Consider the following 13,382-nt stretch of genomic DNA (forward strand, 5'->3'; position numbering starts at 1 on the left):
TAACCCATAATCTCTGCATGAAGAAACTCTATTACTTATTTGCTTTTGTGTGCCTTGTATTTAATTATGTCGCAGTTAATGCACAAACTACGCACGCAACAATTTCAGGAACTGTAACTGGTAATCAGAACGAAGTACTCGTTGGAGCAACCGTGCTGGTAAAGAACGAGTCTACAGGATTTACTACAGGCACTCAAACTAATGCGCAAGGTGATTTCTTATTTAAAGAATTGCCGTTAGGTGGGCCTTATACTGTAACCGTGTCGTACATTGGTTTTTCAGAGCAAAAACAAACCGGCTTCATACTCCATCAAGGAGATGCCATTCGCGTGAAAACGAATTTACAGGAATCAAATCAATCGCTTGATGCTGTTGAGGTTGAGGCGTCAAGTTTACAGAATCAGGTTGAAAACTTTGGTGCATCAACATCGATATCTGCTCGTGAGATTACAAAGCTTCCCGTTAATGGAAGAAATTTTACCACACTCATGGACCTTTCACCTCTAAGCAGAGGTGGAAATATTGCAGGCCAGTTAGGGTCTTCTACTAACTACACCATTGATGGTATGAATGCGAAAAATCCTACCTCGGCAGGATCCACTACAAGTCGAAGCGGTGCGCCTTACTCTATTTCTATGGAAGCCGTGAGAGAGTTTCAAGTTGTAACAAACCAATATGATGTTACTTATGGCAGAAGTGGTGGAGGTGTAGTAAGTGCAGTTACTAAGTCAGGTACAAACCAATTTAGCGGAAGCCTTTTCAACTATAGCCGTGCCGATTGGCTTTCTAGTCCGTACGACATTCGTGGTAACAAGAACAACAACAAGTTTGCTACCCATCAATTCGGTTTTTCATTGGGCGGTCCTATTATTAAAGATAAGTTACACTTCTTTGTTGCCTGGGATCATCAGCTTGACAGCCGTCCGCTAATCATTGCAGACATTCAGAGCCCTGTTGATGAAAACCGCTTTAACATCACTACAAGCACTCTTAACCGTTTTGTTGATATTGCCCGCCAGCAATATGGAGTATCCCAAGCCCCTCAATTCGGTAGCTTTGATAAAGAGAGAAATTCGGATGCAGCCTTTGCCCGTATCGATTGGCAGATCAATGGAAAGAACCTGTTAACCATTCGTGATAACTTTACACTTGATAAAAATAAACTCGGATTACAGGATAATACTTCGATCAATATTCTTGAGTCGTACGGAAATGACTACAATACAGACAACAGCTTCCTTGCTTCATTACGTACGTCAATTGATTCTCGCTTCACAAATGAACTTAAAGTTCAGCATTTGTATACTTACCAGAAAAGTAGTCCTGGCGATCAATTGCCTTCAGCCAATATTCCAAGAGCGATTGTTGAAAATGTTGCCTCAACGCTGGAGGATGGAACTACGAGATCTACTAATATTCAAATGGGCGGTCATCGCTTTGCACAAGAGCGTTTTGAAAACCACGTGATACAAGTGATAGACAATTTGTATTTCACAACTGATAAGATTGACTATACTTTTGGAGTTGATTTCATGTATACGAACTCACGTTCAGTATATGGCAGTGAGGTAAATGGAAGATTCCACTATACTGTTGATAACACTGCAGGTAAAACGGCTTTAGATAAGTTTGAAAGCCTTGAACCGTATCGCTACTATCGCGAAGTTCCATTGGTTGATGACTGGGGTGTAAAAGGAAACATTTTTAATGCTGGTGCCTATGCGCAAATGTCTACCACGCTCACAACCGGCCTTAATATGACTGCAGGTTTAAGATATGACTATGGATTCTATCCGAAATCACCTCTCAACCAGGAATTGTATAATGAACTTCAAATCAGAACAGATCATCGGTTAAAGTCTTCTGTAATTCAACCTCGTCTTCAATTCACCTGGGATATTAATGATAATCACAGAGACATTATTCGACTTGGTGGTGGTGTTTTTGCATCTGATATTAATAACTACGTACTGATTAATAACCTAACCTTTGACGGAAAGCACCTTGCAACGGTAGATGTGCGTTCTCCTAATATTCCGATACCCAATTTTGCTGAGTACAGGAATAACTATGCAAGCATTCCGAGCCTTGATGCGTTCCAGCTTCCAACCATTAATACCAATGGAGCTGATGTAAAAGTACCTGTAATTTATAAGGCGAATTTATCTTACAATCGCTTTATTAATGAAAACCTGAAGGTTGGCATTACAGGTTACGCTACCTTAGGACGTAATAATTATTTCTACGTAGATCGTAATATGGTAGATGATCCATATTTCACTTTAACTGAAGAAGGTGGTCGTGGTGTATATGTACCCCTCAGCACAATGCCTACCAACGGAGCAGGTGACTGGTTACAGGGCAGAAAAAGTGCTGAGTTCGGCCGTGTGCTTGAACTTGTAAGCGAAGGAAAAATTAATCAATTTGCTTTAGTTGCGGACGCAACTTATAGATACTTCCGAGATGGAGTAATAACAGTAAGCTATACCTGGAATGATACAAAAGACAATACATCATTTAATGGTAACGTGGCTAATTCAGCAACGCTTTCGCTTCCCGTTACAGATGACCCACGTGATTTAAGTAAAATGACTTACTCCGACAACCAATTCCGCCATAAAGTGGTAGTATATGGATCATTGCCGTCTTTCTGGGGCATAAGTTTGGGGGTACGTTTCTCTGGTGTAGGTGGTACTCGTTACTCCTTGTTATCCGGTGCTAATAGTAATGGCGACTTTGTATCGGGTACAAACGATCTTGCGTTTATCTTCGACAGAAACAACGAGTCAGTACCTGCAAATGTAAGAACAGGTTTACAGGCAGTTTTGGATAATCCCAAAGCGAGTCAGAGTGTTAAAGATTATATCAATAAATATTCAGGCAGAATGGCCGAACGCAATGGTGGTATTAATGGATTCTATGGAGTCTGGGACGTTCGTGCTAATAAAAGATTTAAATTGTATAAAGAGCATGCTATAGAATTGTCAGTTGATATTTTTAACGTAGCAAACTTGTTAAACAAGGAATGGGGTAGAAATGAATCCTTAGGTACACAAGCACTTTATGCTTTGGGTATTCCAGCTACCGCAACAACTCCAGCTGTTCCGAATTTTGATAAGGCAAATCAGCGATTTAATTATCGTGTTAACACTGCTGGTGTAGTTACACCTTCCGGAAATCCTTATCAGTTCCAGCTAGGTGCTCGTTACAGTTTTTAAGGTAACGTTGCAAAATAAAAACATAAATGATGAGTAAAGCTTCAGCTGGGAAGGTTGAAGCTTTACTTTAAAATTAACATTAAGCATCAACATAACTTAGAATTTAGAATCAGTGAAAATGAAACATTTTAGTCTTTTAATTCTTTTTCTAGCATTAATTAATCTTCAAGCATATTCACAGGGGAAACAGGCAAGAACAAAGGTTATTGCACACAGGGGAGCATGGAAAAACACGAACCTGCCTCAGAATTCGTTAAGTGCGCTGAACGCAGCAATTGAGATGGGATGTTTTGCAAGTGAATGTGATATTTGGATGACCTCTGATAGCGTGTTGGTGGTTAACCATGATCCGCATTTTTATGACATGCCAATCGAGACAACAACTTATAATGAATTACTTAATAAGAAATATCCGAACGGAGAATCTATCGCTACGTTAGAACAGTTTCTTTCAACCATTACCAAGCAGAAGAAAACAAGACTGGTACTCGACATCAAGCCCTCGAAGGTAAGTAAGGAACGTTCTATCATTACTGCCCGGAAGTCTTATGAAATGGTTACTGCTAAAAAAGCGCAAAAGATAGTGGACTATATCTTATTCGATTACGACGCATGTCTTGCATTGGAGAAGCTCGATGCGAAAGCAAACATCGCTTATCTTTTAGGTGACAGATCACCTGAGCAAGCAGAAAAGGATGGGCTATGGGGTATTGATTATAGTTATAGGGTGTTTGAAAAAAATCCCAACTGGGTTAACGATGCACAGCAACGAAAACTTACTGTGAATGTATGGACCGTCAATGACCAGGCGATGGCCCAATCCTATATTGATCAAAAAGTTGATTTTATCACAACGGACGAACCAGAGATGGTGTTGAAGATGGTGGGCAAACGCTAAGTTTGTATGTTACGTAAGGATTTAATAAAAACACGAGTGATTAATAATATCACTCGTGTTTTTTATTTCACAGGTATTTGTTAGAGAAATTCTGATGAGAATGTTAAACAAACTATAATCTCATGCTCATGAGAAAATCCGGGAAAGACATTTAAATTTTTATTAGGCCTATTCACTTCTCAAACTATTTACCGGGTTGATACGGGCAGCTCTGTATACCTGTAAGGTTATCGTTATCATTGCTATGGCCAGAATCGAAGATGCAGCTGCAACCAAAACCCAGATTGAAAAAGAAATACGGTATTGATACGATTGTAACCACCACTTCATGGCTAACCATGCGCCGGGACTGAAAAGGATGATAGCCCAAACAATTGGTTTAAGAGAACTTGTACTTAGTAGTTTGATAATGTTAAAGACAGAACTACCCATCACTTTACGAATGCCAATTTCCTTTATGCGCGCTTCAACCATATAGGTGGCTAAACCTAGAAGTCCAAGACAGCCAATCAAAATTGCTATTCCTGTAAAGAGGGATGTAATGGTTAAGGTAGATTCTATATTAGCAAACTTGCGCTCATATTCTGTATCAACGAAATAGTACTCAAAAGGATAATTTTGGTTATATTTTAAATGGAGATCGGCAATAGTTTTAAGATTATCTTTAACTCCAAGGTTCTCGCTTAAACGTATATGCAATACGTTAAGCATATTTGGACCAAACTTACAACCTTGCATAACGATAGGCTCAACAGCCCTGTGAGGTGAAGTAAGTACGAAATCTTTCACAACGCCTACCACGTGCCATTCTATCCCGCTATCTTCAACAATTTCACCAAGGGGATCTTTAAAGCCCATTGCTTTCACTGCAGCTTCATTTAGCAGTATTGCAGTTGAATCGGAAGGATACTTTGCTATGTCCATGTCACGTCCCAAAATAATTTCTACACCTGCCGTTGTTGAGATCCCCTCATCTATATAAAACCTCTCAATTACAGTTTTATCCTCCGGGTCTTTGCCTTTCCATTTCATACCAGAAGTATTACTCAATCTCTCGGTAATAGGTGAACTTGTTCTTGTTACTGAAATGGCAGCACCTGTTGAAATCAGTTCATTCTTATAAGCTTCGAAATTCTTAATTAAGTCTCCCGTAATATATTGATAAACCAGGTTGTTCTTCTCATAACCCGAGTCCCGATTTTGTAAAAAGATGGTTTGCTGAAAAACAACAATGGTAGAGACAATCAACGTAAGGGCAAAACCAAATTGAAATGTGACAAGCAAACCGCGAAGGCGATTTTTTCCATTACCTGCTGCGAAAGCTCCTTTAAGAATACGAGCTGGCCTGAAGGATGAAAGATAAAAAGCCGGATAACATCCTGCTATTATCCCTACGCCTACAACAATTACAAACAGTCCGAGCCAGAATGAAATGTCTTTTATGTTTAACGTTAAATCTTGCTGCACCAGTACATTGAAGAATGGTAATATAAAATATGCAGCCACCAAAGAGATTACACCTGCGCTTATAGCAACTAATACCGATTCGCATAGAAACTGGGTGACAAGTGAATACCGAATCGCGCCATTTACCTTGCGGACTGCCACCTCTTTAGAACGCCTTGATGCACGTGCCGTGCTTAGATTAATGAAATTGATGCACGCAATGGTTACGAGGCAAATTCCAAGTATTCCCAGTATACGGATGATTTCAATCCGGCCACCTGCAGGCACACCATTTTCAAATCTTGAGTAGAGGTGATTCCTGGTGAGCGGATAAAGAAATAACTGGGTGTTTTCCCCATTATTTGTATTACGCTTCTTCAAATCTTTTATCCCTGCGTTTAATGCTTCCAGCGAAGCTCCCTCTTTCAACTTAACCCACGTGGTTACCGAATTATTTGACCAGTTTACATCCTTTCCGTAATTACTTTCGATGAATGAAAAAGGAAGTAGAAAATCAAAATGAAAGTCAGTGTTGGAAGGCAAATTCTTTAATATACCCGTTACGGTGAAAGGAATATTAAATTCGCCCTGCGATACTGTAACAATTTCTCCGAAGGCCTCTTTTTCTCCGAACAGGCTTTTCGCAAAGCGTTCCGTTAAAACAACGGAGTTTGGATTTTCAAGAACCTTGTTCACGTTTCCTTTCAGTAAGGGGAAAGTGAATATTTTTAAGAAGTCAGGATCAACAAAGTTGGCTATATTTTTTATGATGCGCTTTTCACCTGCTGAGAAAAGATATGAGTCGTTATAGCTTGCATAGCTTATCGCAGATTCTACAGCGCTAAAGTCTGCCTGTAAAGTAGGTGCAAGTACACGGGGCGTAGCGCTCCAGCAAAACGCTTCACCTCCTTTATGAATCTGCTTGTTCCATACATTGTAAATCCGATGCTTGTCCTGGTGAAATTGATCGTAACTTACCTCCCTGGTTATCCAAAGACCGAGTAAGATAGCCCCCGTCAGTCCAATAGCAAGACCAAAAATGTTGATCATGGAGTAGCCCTTGTTGCGTATCATTATACGCGAGGCGATTTTGAAGTAGTTGGTAAGCATATATAGCGGTATTAGATTTAATGTCCATTTATTTCTCAGTACAATTCCAGGGCGGAAGAAGCGCAATGCATTCCATACCAGCTTTCTTTTTGCAACACGCTCACCATAAACTTTTACGTTCTTATTATATCGCTCTATTAAGTCGCCTTCAATCTCTTCGTATAAATAGTCAGGGCAAAACCATTCCAGCAAACGCATTACAGCCCTTAGCAAAGAATTCTTTTGTTTATTCATATCGTAAACATTACCTGCCTGACACTTTCAATTGAGGAATAAGTTTCCAAAGATCAAGCCTTGCTTCTCGCATGGTTTTGAGTATTGCCATCCCGGCACTGGTGATGGTAAAAATACGTTTGCGTCTTCCTCCTCGTTCATTGGTGGCTCCACCCAAACTTGATTTAATATATCCTTTGTCTTCAAGGCGATACAATGTTACATGAACAGCACTCAGATTTACCTCACGTTTAAGACGTGTCTCTATTTCCTCTGTAATTGCCGCGCCATATGCATCTTCTTTTAAGGCTGCTACCATGGTCAGCACCAGCTCTTCAAAGCCGCCCAGTAATTCCATCTTAATATGTTTTATATTAGTATATGCTTATATTTTGTTAATTAAATAAACTAATATTTCTCTTTCTATCAAATACTTTAGGAAAAGATTAATTGTAAGTCGACGCTTACTTCTCTCATAGCTATTGCTTAACACCGCTATGAAATAAACTACCCTCCACATCCGGACAAAATTGTCCGCTACTGGGCATCCGGTAGATACGAGTCAGGAAAACGGCTTTCTTGCTCACTTTTTTTCGGCATCATCATTGAAAGCGAGTGCATAACTATAATTGAATATTTATGAAAAGATTCATTAACTCGTTAATTGCAGTAAGCATTACTGTGCTTGCCCTTTTTCATTTCAATGACGCTTATTCTCAGTCACCTCCTCAGAAGAAAATACTTGTGGATGTTGCTCATGGTCAACGGTTCTGGCATGATCCCAACGACATGCCGGGTAAAGACTCTTCGCTGATCCAGCGTGTGAAGTATATGGCAGGCGAGCTCACCAGGAATGCCAATGCTATGGGTGCTACCGTCATGTATCAGAAAAAAAAGTTTACACCAGCCTCACTTAAGGATGTTGACTTGCTGTTCCTACAAGGGGTAGGTGGTAAGTTAGATGAAAACGAAACTGCGGCTATTATTGGATATGTTAAAAATGGAGGTAGATTATTTGTAACGATGGACGAAGACTACTGGGGAACGCTGGATCAGATAAACATTAATGACATTGTCAAACCTTTTGGTATCGAGTACAAGCAAGACAATCCGGATCGATCATCAGGTGGATATGCCAAGGCTGGTATTATTGCAAAAGAGCGCTGGTCTATTCCAGTACATGGTGCGCGAATTGTTGAGGGAGGTACGCCTTTCTGTTATATTGGCAAAGGTGAGTCAAACCCGTTTGGGATATATAAAGAAGTAGAGAACGGAGGTCGTATTATAGCTATGGGCGATGGTATGGTGAGTTTATATATGACCCGGTGGGAGAACGTTGATAATTACCAATGCGCTCAATTCATGCAGGATGTATTTTCCTGGCTTATGAAGTAACGCGGTCCTATCGATTATGGCAGGGTACTTTGACAATGCGAGGCGGATGCGTTTGTATTTCAACTTCAGCATAAGGAACGAGAACATAAGAGACGAACTTATTATTTACCAGGATACCAGTCAGGAGGCATCAGAGTAACCATAAATACTTTAGCATTGTCGTCGACCTGACAATGTAATTGATACCCCTTTTCAAGCCATTTAACCCACCCGGGTGAATTCTTTGCTCCTACTTCGTAGTCATCCGCTTTTTCGTCTGGTTTGCCATAAGCGTGAATTACTTTTTCAATATCAACGTTGGGGGTAATTACACCATCTACGCTAAACGGATATGCACCTTTACGCCGGTTTGTAAATTCTATCCATATTGTGCCTACAATCCCTTCTTCAACTTCAATCTGAAGTCCTTCATCAAAACCAACCAAAAGATTGTCGTATTCGGTTGAGGGTGATACCTTGATTCCCCAGGAATTTAGTTGTTGTATGGCGACGCCTTGCGGTTTCCCGATTAACGTTTTTAAGTCGATGGTTGCCTGCCCAAAAAGGGAACAGGAAATAAGCGAGAGGGCTACAATTAAATTTTTCATTAGTTAAGTCGAGTGTTATGAATAAGCTTGTTTGTGCCTGTCATACACAGAAGCCGTTATCTCATAAAATACTTCGCTCCTTTTCAGGCTTCTCCTTTACGATATATACAAGTTAAAAAATATTTATGTTAAGTAAATGAAGTTTATTTGTTTTTCTTTTTATAGGCAAATGCATCTTCAAGCGTTTAAAGATGCCAACAGCCAGAAGGGAAAGCCTGTTATAAACGCGCATTGACATTGTAGAAGCATATTTAGTAGCACAGTAGAACGCATAACGTTAGAAAAGCGGGCCCGTGAATTGTGCCGGGCTTTTTTATTGTCGTATATGAACTACGGAATACTACTCTGAGTTGCTTTGTCCTTTTTTAAATAGTCCTTTGTTCTTTAGGCGAATAAATATCACCTCTTTGGCAGGAGAAATATAGAAGCTTGTTCGTTCTTATGTGAAAACAAATATTTTTGTTTAACTATGTCGCTCAGTATTTAATCATCGGATCGGGTTTAAATCAATACACATGCAAGTCATTAAACAATTGCTATACGTTCTCACGCTTATTCTTTTCATAACATTTGTTGGTTGCCAAAAGCCCAACAAAGAGGATGCGGAATGGATACAATTATTCAACGGCCAAGACCTGGATAACTGGATTGCCAAAATTCACCATTATGAAACAGGTGATAATTTCGACAGTACCTTTCGTGTGAAAGACGATATGATCCAGGTGCGCTATGATAACTACGGCGAGTTGAATGACAGATTCGGCCACCTGTTTTACAAAACGCCATTTTCAAAATATCATCTCAAGCTTGAGTATCGCTTTGTAGGCACGCCGCAGCCCGGTACACCTGAATGGGCACACTTCAACAGCGGGGTAATGTTTCACGCACAAGACCCTGCCTCAATTCTTAAAGAACAGGATTGGCCTATTGCAGTTGAGATGCAGTTTCTTTGCTCGCTGGGCGATGGCAATCCAAGGCCCACAGGAAACATGTGCTCTCCGGGAACAGATATTCATTATCGCGATAGCTTATATAAAGATCATTGCCTTTACTCAACGTCAAAGACATATCCTCCTGGTGAATGGGTAAAAGCTGAATTGATTGTGTATGGAGATTCATTAATAACCCACGTAATTAATGATGATACCGTACTTCAGTATACCAAGCCTACGATGGGTGGGGGAGTAGTATCAGGCTACGACCCAAAAGTATTTGTTGAAGGGAAACCATTGACCTCCGGCTACATTGGTTTGCAAAGTGAAGGGCAACCTATCGACTTCAGAAATATTTATCTGAAAGAGTTAAAGTGATAGTAGCAAAAGCGTTAGTGTAAAATTTCTTATTAGTAGAAATCGCTTTTTTTAAAGTTCATAGATATTTAAAAACTAAGGCACAAGCGGACGGTTGCGCCAATGCGGGGTACTTACGGTAACGGCACCTCACTATCCGTTCTATTCATAGAGACTGTGGTATTGAAAAATTGTTTGGACTAGCTTGTAAGAGAAACATCGTTCATTATTTCCATAATTAAAAATTGTTCGTCGGCGGTCACTTTGCTTTTATTTTGTGACAGTATGATTGAATATATCCGTTTAAAGGATTTCATCCGGATACATCATTTCTACAGTTTACTTCAAGTTTCTGACGGTCTGTTCTGCTTTTTTAGAAAAGGGATTGACGTTGGCATCGGGGTTGCCAGATCGGGTAAAATATATTTTCCAATGCTCCTCAATTATTTAAAAATAGCTATCCGTTCCCTGTGGCGCACAAAAGCCCATACTATAATTAATATAACAGGACTTAGTTTAGGTATAGTTTGCTGTTTACTCATTGCATTGTTTGTTGTAGATGAGTTCTCATTCGACAACTTCCATAAAAAGGCTGACAGGATCTTTCGCGTTTATGGTAAAGAGCGAATAGGCGGCATCGATCAGATAAATACAGTCACACCATTTCCAATGGGACCAACCTTAAAAGATAATCTTCCGGAAGTAGAAGCTTTTGTGCGGTTTGTTAAAACAAGAAGTCAAATCAAGGTAGGTGATAATCAATTTAGTGAAACAGTAACTATCGTAGAGAAGGAGATATTTGATGTTTTCGATTTTCAGTTGGTGAGAGGTGACAGAAAGCATGCGTTAGATAAACCATCAAACGTCATTCTCAGTGAGGCGGCAGCACTCAAGTATTTTGGTAGCAGCGATCCTGTTAACAAAGTCATTTCAATTGAGCAACTGGACACGTTCACAGAATTTACGGTAACCGGTGTTGTGTCTGTTCCAGAAAATTCCAGTATTGAATTTTTTCTTCTTGTTCCTGATCAAAATCTCTTGAAACTGTATAGTAACGAAAGGCTTACGTCATGGTTTAACATCGAGCCCGAAACGTATGTTTTGTTGCGACCAGGCGCAGAGGTTAACAAATTGGCCGCCAAATTTCCTTCTCTTTTTGAGCGACTTTTGGGAAAGGAAGATTTTCAGAATTCTCATTACGGTGCAGGCCTTCAGCCTTTGAAATCTGTTTATCTGGGAGACTTGCCTCAAGGGCTTGCCAAAATAAGCAACCCAAAATACGCTTATGTTCTTTCTGCAATTGCTTTGCTTATACTTGTTGTAGCCTGTATCAACTTTGTTACATTGTCGATTGGTCGTTCCTTACAGCGCGCTAAAGAGGTTGGTGTTCGAAAAGTTGTAGGCGCCGCACGTTCGCAATTAATAATCCAGTTTATTGGCGAGGCTGTTATTGTTACTTTTTTATCATTGATGTTGGGCGTAGTACTTTCAATTATAATGCTTCCCCTATTCAATGACCTTGCTGGTAAAAATCTTCATATCTATTTTGATACAAGTACATTGGTGCTTATTGGTGTACTGCTTTTCGTTATCGGTCTTATTGCAGGAAGCTATCCTGCGTTTATCCTGTCAGGCTTTAAGCCAGTTTCTATCCTGAAGGGAAAAGTTCAGGGCGGGAGTAAACAGAATCTTCGTAGGGTGCTGGTGGGAATACAGTTGGCATTTTCTGTTTTTCTCGTCACCTGTACACTTATCATGCGAAATCAGTTACACTATTTACAAAACAAAGACCTCGGATTTAACAAAGAGCAATTAATATCTATACAAGTTAATGTTCCAAGAGGACAGCGATTGTCAGAGCGTGTTGCCCGGGGATTTGACATGGCCGAGCCTTTAAAAATTGCCATAAGCAAAATTCCAAATGTAGTTTCTGTGTTTACTGCATCTCATGATTTCGGTACCGGTGCTTGGACGAGTGTTGGATTTACGGATGAAAATGGAATTTATCGGACATTCAACTTAAATGTTGTCGATGCTGATTACCTATCCGCTATGAAGATGCAGATAGTTAACGGAAGAGGTTTTATTGAAGGAAATGAATCTGATAAGCGGCATGGAGTAATTGTCAATGAATCGTTTTGTAAGATGTTTGGCTGGACTAATCCTGTGGGACAAAGGATTCCGGGAAAAGATTTTACTAATCACGAGATAATAGGCGTTGTAAAAGATTTTAATTATGGCTCGCTGTATTCCAAAGTACAACCTCTTGCTATTGTAGAAGATGGTAGAATCATCTACAGTGGCATAGAGAACATCAACATTGATAATACACCGGTGCCGAAAGTGATGGTACACATTGCAGCCGGGGCTACAGCAACGACACTTGAAAAAATAAAATCAACATGGCAGAACCTGACCAATGGAGAAGAGTTTGCTTTTACTTTCGCGGATGAAGCAATTGCCAGACAATATCGTGCAGATGCGAATCTTGGAAAGATAGTGACAATTGCAGCTGCGTTATCAATTCTCATCGGAAGTCTTGGACTTTATGGTCTTGCGTCATTGGCTATGCAAGGCAGAGTAAAAGAAATCAGCGTGAGAAAGGTATTGGGAGCTACCGAACAATCCTTACTTATCCTGCTTTCAAAAGATTTTATTGTGATAACCATCATTAGTCTTCTCACCTCCATTCCGATAACAATTTATGCGATGAACAATTGGCTTTCAGGTTTTGAATATCATGTTAATATGGGATGGCAGGTTTTTGTTATGGCTGGCGCGTTGTCCGTCATTATTGCGCTTATAACAATCAGCTACCAGACCATAAAGACCGCCTGGACAAAACCTGTAGATGTGTTAAAGTATGAATAGGTAGACCGTTGGATTATTTAAAATTCGGAAATATTTTTTTTAGTAGTCTATGCCTAGAAACCCAGCGCGATGGCCTGACGAAAAAGCGGGCCGTGCCCCGGCCTTGTGCAGTGGAAGCATTTTTTCGTCTTGATTTTTTTGTTACTTTTTTGATCAAGCAAAAAAGTAAGAAAGAATAGACCTGCTGAATGAGTTTGATGTGTTATTTAGAATCTGCAAGCTTAAAGCTTAGAGAAGCGCTAAACACTAACAGATAAAAAAAATACTTCATTCTTTCCATTACCCAAATCTAAGCTGAGAAACCCAGTGCGGTGCCGGACGAAAAAGCGGGCTGTGCCCCGGCCTTGTGCGGTGG

Annotated in this window: 8 protein-coding genes; 5 read left to right on the forward strand and 3 right to left on the reverse strand. The window is 40.1% G+C overall.

Annotated features, from left to right (window positions below; translation table 11 throughout):
• Nucleotides 1–17: 17 nt before the first annotated feature.
• Both KK060_RS15720 and KK060_RS15725 read left to right on the forward strand, forming a co-directional pair.
• Nucleotides 18–3,218, forward strand: coding sequence for a TonB-dependent receptor (locus KK060_RS15720; RefSeq protein ID WP_254154714.1), 3,201 nt, complete (start codon nucleotides 18–20; stop codon nucleotides 3,216–3,218).
• Nucleotides 3,219–3,336: 118 nt separating this feature from the next.
• Nucleotides 3,337–4,116 (forward strand): glycerophosphodiester phosphodiesterase, encoded by a 780-nt coding sequence (locus KK060_RS15725; RefSeq protein WP_254154715.1) that lies wholly within the window; start codon nucleotides 3,337–3,339, stop codon nucleotides 4,114–4,116.
• Nucleotides 4,117–4,284: 168 nt separating this feature from the next.
• Here KK060_RS15725 and KK060_RS15730 read toward each other — a convergent pair whose 3' ends face one another.
• Nucleotides 4,285–6,906 (reverse strand): ABC transporter permease, encoded by a 2,622-nt coding sequence (locus KK060_RS15730; protein ID WP_254154716.1) that lies wholly within the window; start codon nucleotides 6,904–6,906, stop codon nucleotides 4,285–4,287.
• Nucleotides 6,907–6,916: 10 nt separating this feature from the next.
• Nucleotides 6,917–7,243, reverse strand: a complete 327-nt coding sequence (locus KK060_RS15735; RefSeq protein WP_302180101.1) for a PadR family transcriptional regulator — start codon at nucleotides 7,241–7,243, stop codon at nucleotides 6,917–6,919.
• A 281-nt stretch (nucleotides 7,244–7,524) separates the two neighbouring features.
• Here KK060_RS15735 and KK060_RS15740 point away from each other — a divergent pair, with 281 nt between their 5' ends.
• The gene (locus tag KK060_RS15740; protein ID WP_254154717.1) at nucleotides 7,525–8,280 is read left to right on the forward strand and encodes a motility-associated ABC transporter substrate-binding family protein; all 756 of its coding nucleotides are present in this window, start codon (nucleotides 7,525–7,527) and stop codon (nucleotides 8,278–8,280) included.
• A 101-nt stretch (nucleotides 8,281–8,381) separates the two neighbouring features.
• Here the strand turns inward: KK060_RS15740 and KK060_RS15745 are convergent, their stop codons facing one another.
• On the reverse strand, nucleotides 8,382–8,867 hold the full coding sequence (locus KK060_RS15745) for a DUF6392 family protein (protein ID WP_254154718.1): 486 nt from the start codon (nucleotides 8,865–8,867) through the stop codon (nucleotides 8,382–8,384).
• A 515-nt stretch (nucleotides 8,868–9,382) separates the two neighbouring features.
• Between KK060_RS15745 and KK060_RS15750 the strand changes: the two genes are divergently transcribed.
• Both KK060_RS15750 and KK060_RS15755 read left to right on the forward strand, forming a co-directional pair.
• Nucleotides 9,383–10,177 (forward strand): 3-keto-disaccharide hydrolase, encoded by a 795-nt coding sequence (locus tag KK060_RS15750; protein ID WP_254154719.1) that lies wholly within the window; start codon nucleotides 9,383–9,385, stop codon nucleotides 10,175–10,177.
• A gap of 411 nt (nucleotides 10,178–10,588) precedes the next feature.
• On the forward strand, nucleotides 10,589–13,027 hold the full coding sequence (locus KK060_RS15755) for an ABC transporter permease (protein WP_254154720.1): 2,439 nt from the start codon (nucleotides 10,589–10,591) through the stop codon (nucleotides 13,025–13,027).
• The last annotated feature ends 355 nt before the right edge of the window (nucleotides 13,028–13,382 follow it).

The organism is Chryseosolibacter indicum, from assembly GCF_018598585.1.
GTDB lineage: Bacteria > Bacteroidota > Bacteroidia > Cytophagales > Cyclobacteriaceae > Chryseosolibacter > Chryseosolibacter indicus.